General features: G+C 65.2%; 16 protein-coding genes. 8 read left to right on the forward strand and 8 right to left on the reverse strand.

The window, feature by feature from the left end; all coding sequences use genetic code 11:
- The first annotated feature begins 58 nt into the window (after positions 1 to 58).
- The 8 genes from AWB66_RS16770 (at position 59) to AWB66_RS16805 (ending at position 13,443) form a co-directional block, all read left to right on the forward strand.
- On the forward strand, positions 59 to 1,498 hold the full coding sequence (locus AWB66_RS16770; RefSeq protein WP_087631310.1) for a TldD/PmbA family protein: 1,440 nt from the start codon (positions 59 to 61) through the stop codon (positions 1,496 to 1,498).
- Entirely contained in the window at positions 1,495 to 2,835 is a 1,341-nt protein-coding gene (locus AWB66_RS16775; RefSeq protein ID WP_087631311.1) for a TldD/PmbA family protein, read from the forward strand. Before AWB66_RS16770 ends, AWB66_RS16775 begins: the two co-directional genes overlap by 4 nt.
- 452 nt (positions 2,836 to 3,287) lie before the next feature.
- The gene (locus AWB66_RS16780) at positions 3,288 to 5,399 is read left to right on the forward strand and encodes a phosphocholine-specific phospholipase C (protein WP_087631312.1); all 2,112 of its coding nucleotides are present in this window, start codon (positions 3,288 to 3,290) and stop codon (positions 5,397 to 5,399) included.
- Positions 5,400 to 5,580: 181 nt separating this feature from the next.
- Positions 5,581 to 6,708, forward strand: coding sequence for a VIT1/CCC1 transporter family protein (locus tag AWB66_RS16785; protein WP_087631313.1), 1,128 nt, complete (start codon positions 5,581 to 5,583; stop codon positions 6,706 to 6,708).
- 724 nt (positions 6,709 to 7,432) lie between these two features.
- Positions 7,433 to 8,674, forward strand: coding sequence for a glycosyltransferase family 4 protein (locus AWB66_RS16790; RefSeq protein ID WP_087631314.1), 1,242 nt, complete (start codon positions 7,433 to 7,435; stop codon positions 8,672 to 8,674).
- Between the two features lie 12 nt (positions 8,675 to 8,686).
- The gene (locus AWB66_RS16795; RefSeq protein ID WP_087631315.1) at positions 8,687 to 10,972 is read left to right on the forward strand and encodes a polysaccharide biosynthesis tyrosine autokinase; all 2,286 of its coding nucleotides are present in this window, start codon (positions 8,687 to 8,689) and stop codon (positions 10,970 to 10,972) included.
- 68 nt (positions 10,973 to 11,040) lie between these two features.
- Positions 11,041 to 11,994 carry an ATP-grasp fold amidoligase family protein gene (locus AWB66_RS16800; protein ID WP_087631316.1) on the forward strand — a complete coding sequence of 318 codons (954 nt, stop codon included), beginning with the start codon at positions 11,041 to 11,043 and terminating at the stop codon, positions 11,992 to 11,994.
- A gap of 201 nt (positions 11,995 to 12,195) precedes the next feature.
- Positions 12,196 to 13,443 (forward strand): LysR family transcriptional regulator, encoded by a 1,248-nt coding sequence (locus AWB66_RS16805; protein WP_087631317.1) that lies wholly within the window; start codon positions 12,196 to 12,198, stop codon positions 13,441 to 13,443.
- An 8-nt stretch (positions 13,444 to 13,451) separates the two neighbouring features.
- Here the strand turns inward: AWB66_RS16805 and AWB66_RS16810 are convergent, their stop codons facing one another.
- The 8 genes from AWB66_RS16810 to AWB66_RS16845 form a co-directional block, all read right to left on the reverse strand.
- On the reverse strand, positions 13,452 to 13,796 hold the full coding sequence (locus AWB66_RS16810; protein WP_087631318.1) for a response regulator: 345 nt from the start codon (positions 13,794 to 13,796) through the stop codon (positions 13,452 to 13,454).
- 136 nt (positions 13,797 to 13,932) lie between these two features.
- Complete coding sequence (locus AWB66_RS16815; protein WP_087631319.1) at positions 13,933 to 15,099, reverse strand: ABC transporter permease; 1,167 nt, start codon at positions 15,097 to 15,099, stop codon at positions 13,933 to 13,935.
- Between the two features lie 8 nt (positions 15,100 to 15,107).
- Positions 15,108 to 16,262 carry an ABC transporter permease gene (locus AWB66_RS16820; RefSeq protein WP_087631320.1) on the reverse strand — a complete coding sequence of 385 codons (1,155 nt, stop codon included), beginning with the start codon at positions 16,260 to 16,262 and terminating at the stop codon, positions 15,108 to 15,110.
- 9 nt (positions 16,263 to 16,271) lie between these two features.
- Entirely contained in the window at positions 16,272 to 16,964 is a 693-nt protein-coding gene (locus AWB66_RS16825; protein ID WP_087631321.1) for an ABC transporter ATP-binding protein, read from the reverse strand.
- Between the two features lies 1 nt (position 16,965).
- A complete protein-coding gene (locus tag AWB66_RS16830) occupies positions 16,966 to 18,174 on the reverse strand; it encodes an efflux RND transporter periplasmic adaptor subunit (protein WP_235021137.1) in 1,209 nt (402 codons plus the stop codon).
- Between the two features lie 151 nt (positions 18,175 to 18,325).
- On the reverse strand, positions 18,326 to 18,853 hold the full coding sequence (locus AWB66_RS16835) for an Ohr family peroxiredoxin (protein ID WP_087631323.1): 528 nt from the start codon (positions 18,851 to 18,853) through the stop codon (positions 18,326 to 18,328).
- A gap of 36 nt (positions 18,854 to 18,889) precedes the next feature.
- Positions 18,890 to 19,648, reverse strand: coding sequence for an SDR family oxidoreductase (locus tag AWB66_RS16840; protein WP_087631324.1), 759 nt, complete (start codon positions 19,646 to 19,648; stop codon positions 18,890 to 18,892).
- A 213-nt stretch (positions 19,649 to 19,861) separates the two neighbouring features.
- The gene (locus AWB66_RS16845; RefSeq protein WP_235021138.1) at positions 19,862 to 20,872 is read right to left on the reverse strand and encodes a LysR family transcriptional regulator; all 1,011 of its coding nucleotides are present in this window, start codon (positions 20,870 to 20,872) and stop codon (positions 19,862 to 19,864) included.
- Positions 20,873 to 20,911: the final 39 nt, after the last annotated feature.

Raw genomic sequence — 20,911 nt, forward strand, 5'->3', positions numbered from 1 at the left:
CCTCCCACGTTTTTTTCGATCGGCCATAATGTGCCGTCCGCACGATCGAGCCCATCGCATGATCCAGGAATCCGTGACACGCGCCGCGAGCGCCCTGCGCAGCACGGCGGACTTCTGGTCCGTGCGCATCGTCGATGAACGAATCGACCAGCATGCCGTGCGCAACGACGTCGTCCAGCCGCTCTCCACCACGCGCGATCGCGGCGCGATGCTCGTCGCGTGGGCCGGGGCGGGCGCCGGTTATGCCGCGAGCCCCGACCTCTCCGCGTCGGGCCTGCAAGCCGCGCTCGACGTCGCCACGCAGCGCGCACAAGCGTGCGCGGCCGCGTCGCTCGTCGATCACCGGCAGATGCTGCGTCCCGTCGAAAGCGGCCGATACGAATCGCCCGGCGCACAAGCGCCCCTGCCCGATCGCAACGAATGGCTCGCGCGTCTCGCGCACGAATGCGCCGCCGCACGCATCGACGAGCGCATCGTCGAACGCATCGCGGGCGTGACCCTCACGCGCATCGAGCAAACCTTCATCACGAGCGACGGCGTGCGCGTCGACCAGCGTTTCAATCTCGTGATGCCGCAATTCACCGCCGTCGCGCACGCGGCGGGCGACACGCAAGTCCGCACGCTCGGCGGCGACTACGGCACGCTCGCGCAAGGCGGAATCGAAGTGCTCGCGCGCTATCGGTTCGACGGCGCGGGCGAGCGCATCGCCGACGAAGCACTGCAACTGCTCGCCGCGCCGAATTGTCCGTCGGGACCGCGCGACCTGCTCCTGATGCCCGACCAGATGATGCTGCAGATCCACGAATCGATCGGTCATCCGCTCGAACTGGATCGCATCCTCGGCGACGAGCGCAATTTCGCGGGATCGAGCTTCATCAGGCGCGAAGACTTCGGCACCTATCGTTACGGCTCGCCGCTCCTCAACGTGACCTTCGACCCCGGCTACGCGGCCGAAGCCGCCACCTACGCGTTCGACGACGACGGCACCCGCGCGCACAAGGCGTATCTGATCCGCGACGGCGTGCTCGAACGGCCGCTCGGCGGCGCGCTGTCGCAACAGCGCGCGGGGCTTCCCGGCGTGGCGAACTCGCGGGCGTCGGGCTGGAACCGTCCGCCGATCGACCGCATGGCGAATCTCAACATCGAGCCGGGATCGAGCTCGCTCGACGAGATGATCGCCGGCATCGAACGCGGCATCATGATGCGCACGAATACGTCGTGGTCCATCGACGATCATCGCAACAAGTTCCAGTTCGGCTGCGAGTGGGGCCAGTTGATCGAGAACGGCACGCTCACGCAAGTGGTCCGGCAACCGAACTATCGCGGCATCTCGGCGAACTTCTGGCGCAGCCTGGCCGCCGTCGGCAACGAGGAGACGCGCCGCGTGTATGGCACGTCGATGTGCGGCAAGGGCGAGCCGATGCAGATCGTGCGCGTCGGCCATGCGTCGCCGGCATGCGTGTTCAGCAACGTCGACGTGTTCGGAGGCGCGCGATGACCGCACCGGCATTCGACTGGCATCGTCATTTCGCCTCGCTCGCGGACGACATCGAAGCGCGGCTGCGCGAAGGCGAAGTCGCGTTGACGTCGCTCTCGGCCGAAGACTCGGACTTCGTTCGCTTCAACGCGGGCAAGGTGCGGCAGATCGGCCGCGTGACGCAGGGCAAGCTGACGCTGCGGCTCGTCGAGGGCGAACGGCAGGCGTATGCGACGCTCACGATCGGCGGCGACCCCGCGCAGGATCGAAGCGATATCGCCGAGACGCTCGCTATCCTGCGCGACGGTCTGCGCGACGCGCCCGACGATCCGCACCTGCTCTTCGACCGCTCGCCGTGGTCGCAGTCGACGCACCGGCGCGGCACCTTGCCCGGAATCGACGCGCTCGTGCGCGTCGTCACCGGCTGCGCGGCCGGGCTCGATTTCGTCGGCTTCTACGCGGGCGGCTCGATCGTGCGCGGCTTCGCTTCGTCGCTCGGCAGCCGCGGCTGGCACGAGGTCGAGAACTTCAACTTCAGCTGGTCGCTGTGCGAAGCGGGCGGACGCGCGATCAAGACAACCTACGCGGGCGACGACTGGCGCGACGATGTCTTCGCGAGCCGCGTCGAGCAGGCCGCCGCCCACATGCGGGTGTTCGAGCGCACGCCGCGCGTCCTGTCGCCGGGACAGTACCGCACTTACCTCGCGCCGGCCGCGCTTTGGGAACTGATCGGCACCGCGTCGTTCACCGCGTTCTCCGCGCGCCAGCAGGCGAGCGGGCGCAGCGAGTTGCATCGGTTGCACGCGGGTGAGGTATCGCTCGATCCGCGCGTCACGCTGACCGAAGACCTCGGCCTCGACATCGCGCCGCGCTTCAACGAGGACGGCTATCTGCGCGAGAGCGTGCCGCTCATCGAGCAGGGCCGCAGCGCGGGGCTGCTCGTCAGCGCGCGCACGGCTCGCGAACACGGCCAGCGTCCGAACGGGGCGCTCGCAAGCGAGATGCCGGTCACGTTGTCAATGCAAGGCGGCGATCTCGCCGACGCCGATGTGCTGAAGGCGCTCGATACGGGGCTGTATGTGGGCAACCTCTGGTACGTGAATTTTTCCGATCGCGTGAACGGCCGGCTCACCGGCATGACGCGCTTTGCGACGTTCTGGGTCGAGCATGGCGAGATCGTCGCGCCGGTCGAGGCAATGCGTTTCGACGACAGTCTCTATCGCCTGCTCGGCAGCGAACTCGAACGGCTCGGCGAGACGCCGGAGCTGATGCTGAGCGACTGGACCTGGGGCGAGCGGTCGACAGGCGGGATGAAGCTGCCCGGACTTCTCGCGCGTTCATTCGACCTGACTCTTTAAGCAGGGCAACGACTCGCGTTCGAATTCGCACGACGAGTCATATTTCTTACACAGGTAATACCTATCCTTGGACCCCATCTCTTCAAGATGCGCGCGTCCGGGTATGCCTGCGTTCTTCCTTCACTCCGTCTTCACGCTTTCTGCGCGCGTCTGTCGCTCGACGCTGCGGGCGCTTCGGCGTCCCTTGCTCGCGCCTCTTGTGCTGCTCGCATGCGCAAGCGTTTGCGCATGCGATGACGCGAACAACAGCGCGAATGACGACACCAAGCCAACGCCCGCAACGTCCCTTTCTGAACGTCCCAACCCGCAACAGCAACAAGCCGTGAGTTCCCTGCAAAGCTGGGCGCAGCAGGCGACCACAGGCGAGGCCCCGGCGCCTCGCCCTGCGTCCGATGTGCTCGCCCCGCCCGTCATCCACACCGTCGACTAACCCCTCCCCTGGTGCACACCCCATGACATCGAAAAACCGACGCGAATTCCTGCGCGCCGCCGCTCAGGCGGCCGGCGCGGCCACTGCACTGAACGTGATGCCGGCAGGCATCCGCAACGCGCTCGCGATCCCCGCGCACAACCGCCACGGATCGATCAAGGACGTCGAGCACATCGTCGTGCTGATGCAGGAGAACCGCTCGTTCGATCATTACTTCGGCACCTTGCGCGGCGTGCGCGGCTTCGGCGACACGCGCGCGGTCACGCTGCCGAACGGCAAGCCCGTCTGGCATCAGCCGATCGCAGCGGGCGCCGGCGACGTGCTGCCGTTTCATCCGGACGCGCCGAACATGGGCCTGCAGTTTTTGCAGGACCTGCCGCACGACTGGAAAAGCGGCCTCGGCGCCTTCAACGGCGGCCGCTACGACCAATGGGTGCCGTACAAGGGCACGACGACGATGGCCTACCTCACGCGCGAGGATATTCCCTTCCACTATCGGCTCGCCGACGCCTTCACGATCTGCGACGCGTATCACTGCTCGACCAACACGTCGACCGATCCGAACCGCTACTACCTGTGGACCGGCTACGTCGGCAACGACAATACCGGCGGCGGCCCGGTCATCGACAACGCCGAAGTCGGTTACGGCTGGTCCACCTATCCGGAAGTGCTGGAACGCGCGGGCATCTCGTGGAAGGTGTATCAGGACATCGGCACGGGCCTCGATGCGAAAGGTTCGTGGGGCTGGACGCAGGACGCGTTCATCGGCAACTACGGCGACACGTCCCTGCTCTATTTCAAGCAGTATCAGAACGCGCAGCCCGGCAGCGCGCTGTACGAGAAGGCGCGTCGCGGCACGAACGCAGCCGCGGGCGACGGCTACTTCGACATCCTCAAGCGTGACGTGCAGAACAACACGTTGCCGCAGGTATCGTGGATCGTCGCGCCGGAAGCGTTCTCCGAGCATCCGAACTGGCCGGCGAACTACGGCGCGTGGTACATCGACCAGGTGTTACAGGTCCTGACGTCCAATCCGGAAGTCTGGAGCAAGACCGCGCTCTTCATCAATTACGACGAGAACGACGGCTTCTTCGATCACCTCGTGCCGCCGTTCGCACCGGGATCGAGCGCGAACGGACTCTCGACCGTCGATACGACCGGCGAGTACTTCCCCGGCGACGCGAAGTACGCGCCCGGTCCCTACGGGCTCGGCGCGCGCGTGCCGATGCTCGTGGTGTCGCCGTGGTCGAAGGGCGGCTGGGTCTGCTCGGAGACCTTCGATCACACGTCGGTGATCCGCTTCATCGAGTGCCGCTTCGGCCACGGTCGCGACGTGAAGGAAGCGAACATCTCGCCGTGGCGCCGTGCGATATGCGGCGATCTCACGTCGGCGTTCAACTTCGAGAACCCAAACGACGCGTTCCCGCCGTTGCCCCCGACGACGGGCTACGTCCCCGCCGACAAGCAGCGTCATCCCGACTACGTGCCGTTGCCGCCGGTCTCGCAGGCCGTGCCCCGACAGGAACCGGGTGTGCGCCGCTCGCGCGCGCTGCCTTACGAGTTCTTCGTGCGTTCGCGGATCGACGAATCGGCGAAGCAGGTGTCGATGGCCTTCATCAACACGGGCCGTGCGGGCGCCGTCTTCCTGCTGTATCGCGCGCCGAGCACCGACGCGCCTCGCACCTACACCGTCGAGGCAGGCAAACGGCTCACCGACCGGCTCGCGCTCGACGCCGACGGCACGTTCGACTTCACGATCCACGGGCCGAACGGTTTCCTGCGCCGGCTGGCAGGCAAACCGGCCGCGGGCGGCGGGTGGAATCAGCGCGAACGCGCGCTGCCCGATGTCGCGGAAGGCTACGACGTCGCGAACGGCAACCTTCAGTTGCGCCTGAAGAACCTCGGCACGTCGCGATGCGAGTTCTCCATCGTCAACGCCTACGATCCTTCGGCCGTGGTCAAGCGTCGCGTGGCGGGCGGCGATACGGCGGCGGTGTATCTCGACTTGCGCGGCGCGCATGGCTGGTACGACGTGCAGGTGACTGTCGATACGGACCGCGCGTTCGTGCGCCGGCTTGCCGGCCACGTGGAGACCGGCCGCGACAGCGCGAGCGATCCCGCGCTCGGGGGTTAAAGCGCCCGGCGTAAGACAGCGGCGCGCGCCGCTGTCCTTCCATGCGAGCTTCGCCAATACCGCAAATAACGATACGAACGGTTGCCATTCGCGCTAAAAGCGCATAACAAGGGCTTGGCACGCGAATCATCCGGCGTCGGCTAACCTCTATCGGTTCGCATCCGAAACGAGGCGACCGGCGATGGCATCGAACAACGAACTCAAGCGATATCGCGCGAACCTGATCGACGAGCTTCACAGCGCGGCGCTTTATGAAACGCTTGCCCGCGTCGAGAAAGACACCTTGCGCAAGCAGGTGTTCGGCGAACTGGCGCAATCGGAGCGCAAGCACGCACGCGTCTGGGCGGACAAGCTGGAAGCGAACGGCGTGCACGTGAAGTCGCGAGGCCCGGGCGTCAAGACCGTTCTCATGCGCGGCCTCGTGCATGTATTCGGACCGGCGTTCGTCCTTCCTTCGCTTGCAGCCGCCGAATACGCGGATCGCAACAAGTACGCAGGACATCCGGACACCGCGGAGATGTCGGAAGAAGAACATCGGCACGCAGACGTCGTGCAGGCCATGGCCGATGCCGACAAGCCCGACGCGTCGAAGGGCGCGCAAATCGCGAGTGCGGAGTCGTGGCACAAGGGCGTGTCGTCGGGCAACGATCTGCGAGCGGCGGTTCTCGGCGCGAACGACGGGCTCGTGTCGAACTTCTGCTTGCTGATGGGGGTCGCGGGCGCGGGCACCAGCAACAAGACCATCCTTTTGACGGGGCTCGCCGGACTGATCGCCGGCGCCTGCTCGATGGCGCTCGGCGAGTGGCTCTCGGTGACCAACGCGCGCGAGCTTGCGAAGACGCAGATCGCCAGGGAAGCAGACGAACTCGAACATACTCCTGAAGCCGAAGAGCATGAACTCAGCCTGATCTATCGCGCGAAGGGACTCGACAGCGCGGTCGCGAAGCGCGTGGCATCGCAGATTATGCGCGACAAGGACAAGGCACTCGATGCACTCACGCGCGAAGAACTCGGCCTCGATCCTGCCGAACTCGGAGGCAATCCGTGGTCGGCGGCGGCGGTCTCGTTCTGCCTGTTCGCAATCGGTGCCATTTTTCCCGCCATGCCCTTTCTTTGGGCGAACGGCTTAACGGCTGTGATCCAGTGCATCGCGCTAAGCGTACTCGCCCTCGCTGCGATCGGCATGTTCACCTCGCTCTTCAACGGACGCGGCATCGCATTTTCGGCTATCCGCCAGATCGTGATCGGCCTTGTTGCCGCTGGATTCACCTTCGGCGTCGGCCGATTGCTGGGCGTCTCGGTGACCTGAGGGAGCGAGACTTACCGAACTAACCGGTTGGTACAACCGTTGCGCATGAGGTGGATCGTGTTTTTTAAATGCGCTCTTAAGGAAGCAAAAAAAGCACATGCGGCCGTATGACAATGCACCCGACGGTATGCGGCCCAGACAACATCCAGCGTCAATCCGCCAAATTGAAAGTCGGGGAGACGCGTATGATGCACTGCATGCAACACGCTCCGCGCGCATCCGATTTACCGATCCGGTTCAAATGACCGCAAATCTGCCGCACAGCAGCAATCAAAGCGTAAACCCGTAACACGGCGCTTACATTTGGACCTCGCCATACCGAAGCGGCAGCTAGCAGGCGTGGAAAAACGTACTTCTTTCGTCCTTCGGATGTGGTACCGCTTAGTCATAGCGTTGACGAGCGGACGCCCGACAGCCTTTAGGCAGGCAGCAAAAGTCTCCGACATCAATACGGATGATCCATTACGATAGGGTCATCGCGCACAGCATGAAAGACCCGGCTAAGACTTAGCGTCAGGCGACGTGTTAGGTTCGTCTCACCATCGAAGCAAGTCGTCCGTACCTGTCGCGCGCACTCCCGGCACTTGAATCCTTGGCGCTAAAAAGCGTTTCCGGTGAAATTCCTCATAGGATATGGAATGTTTTTTCCCAAGCATATAGTTAGCAAAACGAAAGGTATGAAATCAGATCGACTGATCGGATGGGACGCCATCAGGAGTTCTCTATGAAGGTATTGATTGCGAACACCCTGTATTACCCCGATGTCGTGGGCGGCGCCGAAGTCTCGACGCAACTGCTCGCGGAAGGTCTTGCCGCGGCCGGCGTCGACGTCACTGTCGTATGCGCGACCGGCACCGGTGTCGATCACATCAGCAAGCTCAATGGCGTGAAGATATGGCGGCTTCGCTTCGCGAATGTCTACTGGCCCCATCGCGCGGGCAAGCGATCGCGCGTAGCGAAGCTCGTATGGCATGCCATCGACACGCACAACCTCATCATGGCGCGCAAGCTGAAAACCGTCGTGGCTCGCGAGAAGCCGGACCTCGTGAGCACGAGCAATCTCTCGTGTCTGTCGGTTGATCTTTGGCGGATTGCGAAGAACGCCGGCCTGCCGGTCGTTCATACGACGCGCGACTATTATCTCTTGTGCCCCGCGGCGACGATGCTCTCCAACAATCGGAGTTGCGAGCGTCAATGCACGCTTTGTGCGTGCTACGCGGGTCACAAGCGAACACAGTCGGAAAAGGTCGACATCGCCATCGGCGTCAGCCGCTTCGTGCTCCAGAAGCATCTCGACAACGGCTTCTTCCCCGCGGCGTCCTCGACACGCGTCATCAGCGACTGTCATTTCTCCGATGCCGGCGAGCCCCCGGTCTCCACCGCGCCGTCGGTCAAGGACGTCGTTCGGCTCGGCATGCTCGGCCGCATTTCGCCCGAAAAGGGTATCGAGCTGCTGATCGACGAACTGATGAAGGACAACTCGCTCAACTGGAAACTGACGATCGGCGGAACCGGCGACGGTGATTACGTCGCCAGCCTGAAGTCGCGCTACAACGACGCGCGCGTGCGATTCCTCGGCCATGTCGATGCGTCGAGCTTCCTGCGCGAACTCGACGTGCTGGTCGTCCCGTCGCGGTGGAACGAGCCGTTTGGCCGCGTGATCGTCGAAGCGTACTCGCAGGGGATACCTGTCGTCGGCGCCAACACCGGCGGCATTCCGGAGGTGATCGAACCGACTTCCCATCTCGTCTTCGACATCGACAAGCCGCAATCTCTGATCGAAAGGATTCACGATGCGATCGAGATGGCGCGGGATCCTGAAACGCACGACCGGCTTTTACGCTACGCTGATTCTTTCAGTCCCGACAGGATGGTTGCAGCCTACCTGAAGGTCTACAGCGATGCGCTCAAGCAGAGCGCTCCGACAGAGAACCACGAGGCGCAGTTGCATGTGTCGAGCGAATGAGGAAGTCTTCGTATGAATACACCGAGTCTTGACTATGTCCCCGCGCGCGGCGGCCCGACCGTAACGTCCACGACCGCAAGCCTTTACCAGGCGGCGGTCGACAATGTCTGGGGCGTCGTATTGATCGTAGTGGCCGTCACGTGCCTGGCTATCGGCTATGCATTGCTGTCGGTTCCGAGCTACACAGCCGACGCCATCGTGCGAGTCGAATATCCGAACTCGAACGCGCTCGGCCTCAATTCACGTTCGGGACGCGGCTCGCAGGAAGTTGTTCCGAAGACCCTGCCGAGCGATGCCGAGATGCAGATCATCCTGAGCCGCACGGTACTGTGGCCGGTCATTCAGAAGTACAAGCAGGACATTCTCGTGACACCGGATGAGGTGCCTGTCATCGGGCGCATCTCCGAACTGATCGCGGCTGCTCGTTCGTCCGATCAACCGATGGCGGCCTTTCTCGGCCTGCACGCCTATGCGTGGGGCGGCGAAAAGATCGACGTGCAGACGCTCGATGTGCCGTCGCGCTACATCAATCAGGAAATGACGCTGCGCGCACTCGCCGACCAGCGCTATCAACTGATCGACAAAGACGGCAACACGCTGATTGAAGGCACCGCGGGTTCGCTCGCGCAGAAGGATGGCTTGTCCATTCTGGTGAGCCGCCTCGTCGCGCGGCCCGGCACCGAATTCACGGTCGAGCGCCTGAGCGAATATTCGGCGTTGCAGCGGTTTAGCAAGCAGGTCAAGGCATCCGAGCCCCAGAAGGAATCTGGCGTCGTGCAGATTTCCTACGAAGACAAGGACCCGAAACTCGCGCAAGACATCACGAATGCGATTGCGCAGACGTATATCGCCTCGCATGTCGATCAGCGCCGGACCGAAGCGGGCAGCACGCGCGAATTCATTCAGAGCGAACTGCCCCGGCTGAAGGAACAACTCAAGCGCACGGAGACCAACCTTAGCGACTATCGAACCAACGCCGACTCGATGACACCCAGTTCGGAAGCGGATTCGTACCTCAAGAGCACGCTCGACATCGACAAGCAAATTGCCGCACTCGACATGCAGCGCGCCGAGGTGGCGAGCCGCTTCGGCCCCGGCACGCGCGACATGCAAACTATGGACGAGCAGCTCGGGCTCTTGAAGCAGCAGAAGGCGGAACTGGAAAGCCGCTTCAGCCAGTTGCCCGAGTCGGACCGCAGGGCGGCCGACCTGACGCGGGAAGCCAAGGTCGCGGAGAGCATCTACGTGGCGATGCAGGGCAAGTCGAACGAACTCGACGTCACGCGCGCCGGCACGCTCGGCAATGTGCATCTCGTCGATTCCGCGTTGTTCCCGAGCGAGCCTTCCAAACCGAAGCGCTTGATCGTGATTGCGGGCGGCCTCGTTGCCGGCTTGCTGCTGGGCTTGCTCTTCGTGGTCTATCGCAAGCTCACGTCGCGCAGCATCGTGCTGAGTCCGGACGCCGCCGAATATCAACTACAGCTGCCTGTCTTCGGCACGGTGGCCTTCAGCGCGGAACAGGCGCGTCTGGAAGATTCGCCGATCCGCACGGCGCGCATGCTCAGCCAGCGCGCGGGCGTGCCGCCCTTGGACAAGACCGCGCTCGTGCTCTCGGCCGACACGGAGAACGAAGGCGCCATCGAGGCATTGCGCGCGATCCACGCATCGCTCATGCGCGACATCGAGCGCACGGGCAGCAACGTGCTCGCGATCGTCGGCGCGGCGCCAGGCACCGGCAAGACCTTCGTCGCATCGAACCTCGCGGTGATTCATGCGCACGCGGGCAATCGCGTGCTGCTGATCGACGGCGACCTGCGACGCGGCAAGGTCGCCACCGAGTTCGGCTTGCCGAACGACATCGGTCTCGCCGACCTGCTCGCGGAGAAACAGGAGATCGACCGCGTGATCCAGTCGTGCGCCGTGGCGGGACTCAGCGTGATCTCGTCGGGCGTGCCGCCTGCGAACCCCTCGAAGCTCTTGTCCACGACGCGGCTGCGCCTCTTGCTCGAACGGCTCGCGCCTCACTACGACCTCATCGTGATCGACACGCCCGCGGTGCTCGCCGCAAGCGACGCGGTGATGATCGCAGCGACAGCCGGCTCGGCGGCGATCGTGGTGCGGCCCGGTGCGCAAACCGGGGATCAACTCGGCGAGACGACGCGTCGGCTCGACCGCGCGGGGGCGCGTGTCGCCGGTGCAATTTTCAACGCGATGCCCAAACGTCGCAGCGAAAAGCGCATGCATCCCTACCCGCATCATTACTCCGACCCGTCCACGCGTGGTCACTCACCCGCCTGACCCCAGGCATGCAAAATGCGCAGGAGCTTCGACGAATCAACCCCATGCGCAAAAGCAGGACACAATAAATGTCGATATCAAAAACAACGCAAAATCTCCTGAAGAGCCTGCTGCCGGATGCGATTTTCCTGAGTCTTTCGCATCGGCAAAAAGTCGGGCGCTTTCCTCGCCTCAGGCACCCCGTCACGTTCAATGAAAAGATCCTGCAGCGCTGTCTGTATCCCGATCCACGGTACGCCGATTTGACCGACAAGCTGCTGGTGCGCGACTTCATCAAGCGCACGATCGGCGAGGAGCATCTGATTCCTTTGCTGGCGAGTCCGGAGACCTTCACGGAAGCGGACTTCGCGGCCTTGCCTTCGTCGTTCGCGATGAAGGCCAATCACGGAAGCGGCTTCGTCAAGATCGTCCATGACAAGACGCAGACGTCGTTCGAGGAGCTTCGAGCACTCGGCGAAAGCTGGCTGAAGACGGACTTCTACGACGTTGCAAGAGAACGCCACTACCGCGATATCAAACCGAAGCTCTTCTTCGAAGCATTGCTCATCGAGAGCGACGGCAACGTGCCGCCCGACTTCAAGATCCATTGCTTCAACCAGCCCTCGGGCGCGCATCAGGCGTACATCCTCCACATCTCGGACCGCTTCAAGGCGCACCCGCGCGGCGATTTCTATGACGAAGAGTGGAATCAGCTTGCCGTCCGGATCGGGCACTATCCGTGCAGCACGGTGCCCACGCCGCGCCCCGCTCATCTCGACGCGATTCTCGCGTGTGCGCGTTCGCTGTCCGCGCCGTTCGACTATGTGCGCGTCGACCTGTACGCGCCCGGCGACCGGATTTACTTCGGCGAGTTGACGTTCACGCCGGGCGCGGGCGTCTATCCGCTCTACCCGGAGAGCATCGACTACGAATGGGGGCGCATGCTGCATTCGCAGCCCATCCTGCCGACGCTCGCGACCGCCACGCCCGATATGCGAAGCCGCGAGGAAGAGCGTCACGCCGTGGATTTCGCCCAGCGGTAACAGGCGGTTCTTCGGCGCGCGGCCGCAGGGAATCATCGTCGCGCTCCGTTCTCATGCAGCGGCCATAAACAGAATAGGATGGGCCGCAGACGGGATTGCATGACGCGCTCTGGCGCCCTGCCGGGGGCGCCAGAGCGCCGCTATACTCAGGCTCCGTAGCGACGACCGTGCACCGCACGATCGCGCCGTACAGGGCCGACCATGGACAATCACGAACCGCTGAACCTTGCCTATCTGCGCGCATTCAGGCTCGTCGCGCAGACCGGCAGCGCCACGCGCGCGGCCGCCGCGCTCTTTCGCGCTCAGTCCGCCGTGACACGTTCGTTGCGGGAACTCGAGGCATCGGTCGGCGAGGCGCTCTTCGAGCGACGCTCGTCCGGCATGCTGCCGACGCCAGCCGGCCGCGCGGTGCTGCAACGCTGCGACCGCATTTTCGCGGAGCTGGAAGAGCTGGCCCAGTGGTGCACCGCGCGCCAGTCGCGCCGGCGTCCTGCAACGGGCAACGCGTTGCCCGCGTATCTGCTCAATACGCGACGCCTTCAGTTGTTCTCGGCGCTCGCCCGTCACCGTCACATGCCGAGCGCCGCGCAGACCTTCGGCATCAGCCAGCCTGCGGTCAGCAGCGCCATCCGCATCATGGAGAGCGGTGCGGGCATGCAGCTTTTTTATCGCAGCCCGCGCGGCCTTCTGCTGACGAGCGAGGGCGAGACGTTCCTGCTTCACGTACGCCGCGCGCTAAACGAGCTACGCCACATCCCCGACGACATCGCCGCGCTGCACGGCAGCATCCAGGGCTACGTGACGGTCGGCGCATTGCCGCTCGGGCGCACGCTCATTCTTCCGGAGGCCATCGCGCGCGTGGCCGCGCGCTATCCCGGCGTGCGGATCGTGACCGACGAAAGCGCGTATGAAACGCTCGTCGCCGGGCTGCGGGCCGGGGACATCGATTTCGTGCTGGGCGCGCTGCGCGCCAACGATGCGACGAGCGGCCTCGCCAACGAACGATTGATGTCCGAGGATCTCGTCGTGCTCGCCCGGCGCGGTCATCCGCTCGCGAACGCCCGCGGGCTCACGCTCAGGGACCTCGCGGATACCCAATGGATCCTGCCGCGCAGTCACGCTCCGGCGCGCGGGCTCTTTGAATCGCATTTCAAGCGCATGCGACTGAAGCCGCCGATGCCGAGCGTGGAAACCGCCGACCTCGCCATCATTCGCGGCGTGCTGTTGCATACGGACATGCTGGCCGTGCTGTCGGCGCAGCAGCTTTACTACGAGTGCGAGTCGGACCAGCTCGTCGTGCTCGACATCACGATGCAGAACACGTCGCGCGACATCGGGCTCATCGTGCGGGCGGGCGGCACGCCGTCGCCGGCTGCGCGCGTGTTGATCGACGCGATCCGTCTGACCGTCGACAAGGTCGCGCGCACCACGCTCGTCGCGATGCGCTAAGGCGTTGTTCAGCAACCCTTGATCGCATCCTCCAGCGCTTCCTGCGAAATCGGCTTTAGCAGATAGCCGTCGAACGCATCGAGTTCCTGCGCGCTCAGGTTCGCGCGGCCTGTCACTGCAACGACGCACGCCTGCGCGCTCGGGGTCGCCGCGCGAAGCTGCCGGCAGAGCGTCCGGCCGTCGGCGTCGGGGAGGCCGATATCCAGAAAGATCGCATCGTAGGTATTCGCCGCCGTCAAGGCGAGCGCGGACTGCCCGTCATACGCGACCTCTGGCTCGTGGCCGATCGATGCCGCGAGCGCCGCGAACGCATCCGCGAGGCGCGGATCGTCTTCGATAAAGAGAATTCGCATGATGGGCTCCACGACCCGGTTCAAGTGTCGGCCGACATCGCTTCGATCCAGCAGCGTTCGTTCCTGAACCGGATCACGCGGAAGCACCGGGCCGGTGCACTCGCGCTACGGATTTTTAAGCCGTTTCTCCGTGCACTCACTGCGCCCGGAGCGCATCGACGATATTCATGCGCGCCGCGCGCACCGCTGGCAGAAAGCCGCCGACGAGTCCCATCGCGACCGAAAACAGAAGCGTCTTCACGACGACGCCCGACGTGAGAACGAAGCCGAACGAAATGTCCGCGAAGGTCTGGAAGTTCGTGGTGGAGAACGAGGCGAACTGCATCAGCGCGGCGCAGCACAAGCCCACGACACCGCCGACGAAGCCGAGCAGCAACGCCTCCAGCAGAAACGCCGCGAGCACGTTCGCCCGCTTGAAACCGAGCGCGCGAAGCGTCCCGATCTCCGACACGCGGTTCGCCACCGAAGCGTACATCGTGATCATCGCGCCGATCATCGCCGCGATCGAGAAGATGATCGACAGCGTGAGGCCCAGGATGTTGATGAACGTGGAGAGCGCTTTGGACTGGTCGCTGTAGAACTGGCGTTCGCGCTTTGCCTGATCGGCGAGGCGCGGATCGACGTCGATGTCGGCCGAAAAGCGCTCGAAGAGATCGCTGCGCGCGAGCCGCAGCACCATCGACGAAAACGCCGAGCGCCGGAACGACTGCATCAACTGATCGACGTCGCCCCAGATTTCCGAGTCGAAGCCGCTGCCGCCGGCGTCGAAGCGGCCGACGACGGTCCAGTCGCGCTGGGCGAACCGCAAATGCTCGCCGATGCGCGTCCCGCTGAACCCCTTCGCGATGCTGCTGCCGACCACGATCTCCGACGACCCCGGCCGGAACATGCGCCCTTCCACCAGCCTGACCTGCGGCCGCAGCGCGAGCCCGAGCGGCGAGACGCCACGTATCACGACATTCGACAGCCGCTCCGAGCCGATCTTCGCGAGCGATATCAGCACCACGATTTCCTTCGACGCGAGCGGCCGGCCGTCCGCGCCCATCGCCACCGACGGATGCATCTCCATCACGTTCGCCTGATTGCGCTCGATCGCGCTCTGCACCTCGGTCTCGGCGCCCTTGCGGATCACGACGACGTTGTCTTCTTCGCCGGTGGAAACGAGCGTCTTCTGCAAACCCGCATCGAGCATCAGCACGGTCGAGAACACGAAGACGACGAGCGCGAGGCCGCCCGCCGTGAGGAGCGTCGTGAGCCGCCGGGCCCACAGGTTGCGCGCGACATAAGAAAGCGGAATCGCCATCGCCGCCCCTAGCCGATGGCCCGCAGGCCTTCGACGATCCGCACCCGCGCCGCCTGCACCGCCGGCACGATGGCGGCGGCGAGCGCCACGACGAGCGCGCACGCCGCCTGCAATCCGACCGTCTGCGCTGACACGCGGAACACGGGAAACACGCCGCCCGTCGCCTGCTTGAAGAAGCTCGCGGCGGGCGGCGTCGCGAGCATGCCGAGGCCGCCGCCGATCGTGCAGATGACGATCGACTCGCCGAACACGAGCAGCCCGAGAAACGCGGGACCGAAGCCGAGCGCCTTCAGCGTCGCGTATTCGGTCGTGCGTTCGCGCGCGCTCATTGCCATCGCGTTCGCCATCACCGCCATGATGATGAGGATCACCACGTAGGACACGACGCGGATCGCCGCGATGATCTGGTTCGACATCGCGACGAACCCGAGCTGGAACGCCTGCTCCGTTTCGGTCAGCGTCTCGGCGAGCGAGTTCTTGAACACGCCGTCGACGCGGCGTGAGACTTCCGCCGCTTCATCGGGGTTCGCCACGCCGAGCACGTAGATGCCGACCTGATCGGCGCGGCGCGGCGTCGTCTTGCGCACGCTTTCGTTCAGGTAGTCCCAGTGGAAGATGAGCTGGCGCGTGATCGTCGACTCGTCGCGCCCGTCGAGAATGCCGCGCACCACGAAGTCCCAGATGCCCGGAAAGATCGTGCCCTTGATCGGGATCACGTCGCCGACCTTGAAGCCGAACTGCGTCGCCAGTTGCCGGCCGATCAGGCAGCCCTTGCGGTCGCGCAGGTAGTCCGCGCGTTGGGCGGCGGGGAGGATGAACTCGGGATACAGGTCGAGATAATTGTCCGACACGGCGAACTGCGCGAAGAAGTTCTTCGGATCGCGATAGACGCCGCCGAACCAGTTGGAACGCGCGACGGTGGTCACGCCCTCGACGCCGCGGATGCGGTTCTCGTAGCTCAACGGCAGCGGAAACACGAGCGAGATCGCGTTGCGCGTCACGAGCCGCGCATTCGACGCCGCCGCCGCGCCCGCGTACCACGCGTCGACGACCGTATGCAGCAGGCCGTAGGCCAGCACCGCGATGGTCAGGCCGAGCACGGTCAGCGTCGTGCGCAGCCGGTGGCGCAGCGCGTTGCGGGTGATCAGCTTGACGAGGTACATGACGTCGGTTCAGTTCCGGCCTGCATCGATCAGCTCCCCTTTCTCCAGATGAACGAGCGCGCGCGCGGCGCCGGCCGCGTGCGCATCGTGCGTCACCATGATGATCGTCTTGCCGAGTTCGCGGTTCATCCGTTGCAGCATCGAGAGCACGTCGGAGGCGGAAGCGCGGTCGAGGTCGCCGGTCGGTTCGTCGGCGACGATCAGCTTCGGGTCGGTAATCAGCGCGCGCGCGATCGCGACGCGCTGCTGCTGCCCGCCCGACAGCTCCGACGGATAGTGGCTCATGCGGTCGCTCATGCTGACCATGTCGAGCACCATCTCGACGCGCTCGCGCCGCTCGCGGCGCGTGAGGCGCGTGAGCATCAGCGGCAGTTCGACGTTCTCGAACGCGTTCAGGACCGGCATCAGGTTGTAGAACTGGAAGATGAAGCCGATGTGGGCCGCGCGCCAGTCCGCGAGCGCCGCCTCGCCGAGCCGCGCGATATCGAGGCCCGCCACGCGCAACTCGCCGCTGTCCGGCCGGTCGATGCCCGCGATCAGGTTCAGGAGCGTGCTCTTGCCCGACCCCGACGGCCCCACCAGCGCGATGAAATCGCCCTCGGCGATTTCGAGCGTGATGTCGGTCAGGACCGGCACCGTCTGCACGCCGCGACGGTACGACTTCGCGACATGGCGTATCTCGACGAGCGGCATCGTGCTCATGCTATTTCTTCGCCACGGAAACGCGCGCGCCGTCGCCGAGCTTCTCGCCAGGCGCCAGCACGAGCGTTGCGCCCGGCTTCACGCCGTCCACCGCGACGAGTTCGCCGATCTTCGCGCCCGGCGTCACGGGCGTCTCGCGCACGCGGTCGTCCTTGACGACGTACACCACCTGCCGGCCATTGCGCGCGACGACCGACGAAGCCTGCACCGCGACCACCGGCTTCTCCTCGTTCGGCGGCACCGGCTTCGACAGAAACGCGATCTTCGCGCTCATCTCGGGCAAGACGCGCGAATCGCGTTCGACGAAACGCACCTTCACTAGCACGGTCGCCTTCGAGCGGTCGACGGTCGGCACGATGCGCGAGACGCTGCCGGACAGGCGCAGTTCCGGCAGCGCGTCGAGCTGGATCTCGCACGGCGCGCCCACGCCGATCTTCGCGATGTTCGATTCCGCCACGTCCGCTTCGACTTCGAGCGTCTCCATGTCGGCGATGGTCACGACCGCGCCCTTGCTGTCCGACGCCGACGAAAACGGCGTGATGTTGTCGCCGACATTCGCGTGCTTTTCGAGCACGACGCCGTTGAACGGCGCGCGGATCAGCGTCTGGTCGACGGCGACCTGCGCCGCGCGCGCGTTCGCCTGAGCCGAAGCGATGGCGGCGCGGTTGCTGTTGATCGACGCCTGCGCCTTGTCGTAGCGGGCGCGGTCCGAGTCGTACTGTGCGGCGGGGATCGCGCCCTGCGGCGCGAGGATCAGCGAGCGGCGCAGATTGGCCTCGGCGTCCTTCATCTCGGCGTGCTGCAATTCGAGGTTGGCGCGCGCGACGTTCACTTGCGCGAGCGCCTGGGCAAGCGACGCCTCCACGTCCCGGCTTTCCAGCCGCGCGATCACTTCGCCCTCCTTGACGACGGAGCCTTCGAGCACGCCGAGCCATTCGACGCGCCCCTGCGCCTTCGACGCGACCGCCGCCTTGCGCTGCGGCACGACGTAACCGGTGGCATTGAGCAGCGTGTAGTTTTGCGACGGATAGACCGAGGTGACGGTGGCCGTTTCGACGGCTTGCGGGCTCGTGAGCCTGAGGGCGATGCCGAGCGCGATGAGGAGGATCGCCGCGATGACGGCGTAGCGGAGCCAGCCGCGCCGGCGCCGTGGGACGATCGCGGAAGGCGACCGGTCGATTTTCAGTTTGTCGAGATCGTGTTCAGCCAATTTGGGGCCTTGCGCCCGCGGCCGGTCACTTTGATGAAGCGTCATGCAGGAACGCCGTACGATCAGCGACCGTCCGGCTCGTGGCGCCGTGTACGGGGCCCCCAGTATAGCGCCGCGCCGTGCCCGCGCTTTGACCTAAGCGGATGTTGCACTACGGGTTGGGTCCGTCGTCGGCCGTATTCGATGGCGGCGCGAGCGACACGACGTTGACGATCCCCTGCCGCGCCATCTTCGCGTACGGGCAGAAGCGCTCGGTGTGGCGCACGAGTTCTTCCGCGATCGCCCGCTCGACGCCCGGCAGATGAATGCGGACGTCGGCGGTCAGCGTGTAGAGACCGTCGACGGGATCGCGTCCGAAGGTGATCGACGCCTGAACCTTAGCCCCCGGAATCGGGATGCCCGCGCGCGCCGCGAGCAGGCTCAGCGCCCCGTGAAAACACGCGGCGTAACCCGCCGCGAAGAGCTGTTCCGGATTGGTCCCGCCGCCCGGGCCGCCGAGTGCGCCGGGAAGCCGCAGGTTCACGTCGAGGTTGCCGTCGTCCGAGCGCGCGACGCCCGACGCCCGGCCGTGGCCCGCGTCGCCGCCCGTCACGCTGACGGTCGTCGAATAGAGGCCGTGGAAGTCGGGCCCGTAATACTTGTCGAGCAGCGTGAGCGGCGGCGGGACCAGGGGTTTCATCGCGCAAATGCCTCGTGACGGACGATGCCGTGGCGCTCAGTGCGCCGCCGCGTGCGACCGGCTGAACCAGTCGTCGAGCGTCACGGCGCCCAGACGCGCGCCCGCGCCGGGAACGAGCGTGTCGTCCTTCAGGAGCGCGCCGAAATAGCGCTCGGCGGAATCCGCGACCACCTTGCGCGGATCGTTCGTCCCGGCGAGAAAACGCTGGATGAGATCGGTCAGGCGCACCTTGTCCGGCCCCGCCACCTCGACCACGCCATTGACCGGCGCCCCGAGCGACAGGTCGGCGACCGCGAGCGCGACGTCGTCCGACGCGATCGGCTGGATGTAGACCGGCGCAAGCCGCACCGATTCGCCTTGCGTGCCTCCCTGCGCGATGCCGCCGAGGAATTCCAGGAACTGCGTCGAGTGGATGATCGTGTACGGAACGCCGGACGCGCGGATCAGCTTCTCCTGCGCGATCTTGCCGCGGAAGTAGCCGCTTTCCGCGAGCCGGTCCGTGCCGACGACCGAGAGCGCCACGTGATGCGTCACGCCCGCCCGGGCTTCGGCGGCGAACAGGTTGCGGCCGGAGGCCTCGAAGAATTCGAGCACGGCCCGGTCTTCGAACGACGGCGAATTCGCCACGTCGATCACCACTTGCGCGCCCTTCAGCGCGGCGTCCAGGCCTTCGCCCGTGACCGTGTTCACGCCCGACGCCGGCGACGCCGCCAGCGCCTCGTGACCCCGCGCGCGCAATTCGCTGACGACCTTGCTGCCGATGAGCCCGCTGCCGCCGATGACTACGATCTTCATGATGTTCCCTCGATGGTGAACTCCGGCTTCATGCGCGTGCCGGGAATGGGGTCGACTTGCGGGATGCGCGCCCGGCATCCCGGCGCTTTGCCCGACGAACCGCGTTTCGCGCGGCGTGAGGCATGGATCGAATGGTAGGCGTGCGGGCGGCGCGGCAGTAGCCTCGCGCTGGGACGCGCGGTGTTGCCGTCAGCGCATCAATCGGTGCGCCGGTCAGCGCGCAGCCTGCACCGGCAGCGTGGACAGACAGTCGAGATCAAGCGCGCGCGCGTGCTCGGTCAGATAGTCGACGAAAACGCGGATTCTCGCGGGCAGTTGCCGGCGGCTCAGGTAGCAGACGTAATGGCCGCGATCGTCCGGCGCATGCTGTGCAAGACACGCGACGAGCCGTCCGTCGCGCAGTGCGTCGCAAGCCTGATAGCCCGCGAGTTGCGCGACGCCTTGTCCTTCCAGCACCGCCTGCAGCACGAGATCGGCGTCGTTGAAGGTGGCGAACGCATGGGGCGTGATCTTTTGCGGATGACCGCTCACCTTGAACTCCCAGTCGGCGACACGCCCCGAAGCCATCCGGAAATTGATGCAGCGATGCTCCGCGAGCGCCTCGACGCTGCGCGGCAAGCCATGCTCGCGCGCATAGCCAGGCGTCGCGCATACGATCATCTGCATCGGGATCAGTTGCCGCGCGACCACCTGGCTGTCTTCCATGCGCCCGTCGCGCAAGGCCACGTCGACGCGGCCCGACGTGAAGTCGGGCGGACCCTCGTCGAGCGACAGTTCCAGCGCGATCTCGGGGTACGTCTCGTGAAAGCCGCGCAGGAGCGGCGCGACGACCTTGCGGCCGAAACCGGTCGTCGATGCGATGCGCAACTGGCCGCGCGGCGGTCCGTTGCGCAACTCGCGCATGTCCTCGATCGCCTGAACGATGCGCTCCACGCCCGGATGACAGTTGCGGTAGAAGAGTTCGCCCTCGCGCGTGAGCGACGTGCTGCGCGTGGTGCGCAGAAAGAGGCGTGCGTCGAGTTGCGCTTCGAGCTTCTGCACGTTGCGGCTGACCGCCGAACGGCCGATGCCGAGCCGGTCGCTCGCCTTCGCGAAGCTGCCTTCGTCGGCGACGGCGAGGAACGCGACGACGCCCGCATAGCTCGTCGCGAAACTGTTGGCGAGCGCATCGGCGGTGCCCGCGCGGGGCGTGGAAGCGAGATTTTCAGCGAGGTTGTCGGGCATGGAAGTGCGTTCCGAAGTGTCCATGTCCGACTAGACGTT

It is taken from the genome of Caballeronia telluris, assembly GCF_001544495.1.
Classification (GTDB): domain Bacteria; phylum Pseudomonadota; class Gammaproteobacteria; order Burkholderiales; family Burkholderiaceae; genus Caballeronia; species Caballeronia telluris.

Excerpts from the sequence above, each read along its gene's own strand:
- AWB66_RS16770 (WP_087631310.1), top strand. The coding sequence starts at position 59 with ATGATCCAGGAATCCGTGACACGCGCCGCGAGCGCCCTGCGCAGCACG.
- AWB66_RS16775 (WP_087631311.1), top strand. The coding sequence starts at position 1,495 with ATGACCGCACCGGCATTCGACTGGCATCGTCATTTCGCCTCGCTCGCG.
- AWB66_RS16825 (WP_087631321.1), bottom strand. The coding sequence starts at position 16,964 with ATGAGCACGATGCCGCTCGTCGAGATACGCCATGTCGCGAAGTCGTAC.
- AWB66_RS16845 (WP_235021138.1), bottom strand. The coding sequence starts at position 20,872 with ATGCCCGACAACCTCGCTGAAAATCTCGCTTCCACGCCCCGCGCGGGC.
- AWB66_RS16835 (WP_087631323.1), bottom strand. The coding sequence starts at position 18,853 with ATGAAACCCCTGGTCCCGCCGCCGCTCACGCTGCTCGACAAGTATTAC.
- AWB66_RS16820 (WP_087631320.1), bottom strand. The coding sequence starts at position 16,262 with ATGTACCTCGTCAAGCTGATCACCCGCAACGCGCTGCGCCACCGGCTG.
- AWB66_RS16800 (WP_087631316.1), top strand. The coding sequence starts at position 11,041 with ATGTCGATATCAAAAACAACGCAAAATCTCCTGAAGAGCCTGCTGCCG.
- AWB66_RS16785 (WP_087631313.1), top strand. The coding sequence starts at position 5,581 with ATGGCATCGAACAACGAACTCAAGCGATATCGCGCGAACCTGATCGAC.
- AWB66_RS16790 (WP_087631314.1), top strand. The coding sequence starts at position 7,433 with ATGAAGGTATTGATTGCGAACACCCTGTATTACCCCGATGTCGTGGGC.
- AWB66_RS16810 (WP_087631318.1), bottom strand. The coding sequence starts at position 13,796 with ATGCGAATTCTCTTTATCGAAGACGATCCGCGCCTCGCGGATGCGTTC.
- AWB66_RS16795 (WP_087631315.1), top strand. The coding sequence starts at position 8,687 with ATGAATACACCGAGTCTTGACTATGTCCCCGCGCGCGGCGGCCCGACC.
- AWB66_RS16780 (WP_087631312.1), top strand. The coding sequence starts at position 3,288 with ATGACATCGAAAAACCGACGCGAATTCCTGCGCGCCGCCGCTCAGGCG.
- AWB66_RS16840 (WP_087631324.1), bottom strand. The coding sequence starts at position 19,648 with ATGAAGATCGTAGTCATCGGCGGCAGCGGGCTCATCGGCAGCAAGGTC.
- AWB66_RS16805 (WP_087631317.1), top strand. The coding sequence starts at position 12,196 with ATGGACAATCACGAACCGCTGAACCTTGCCTATCTGCGCGCATTCAGG.
- AWB66_RS16815 (WP_087631319.1), bottom strand. The coding sequence starts at position 15,099 with ATGGCGATTCCGCTTTCTTATGTCGCGCGCAACCTGTGGGCCCGGCGG.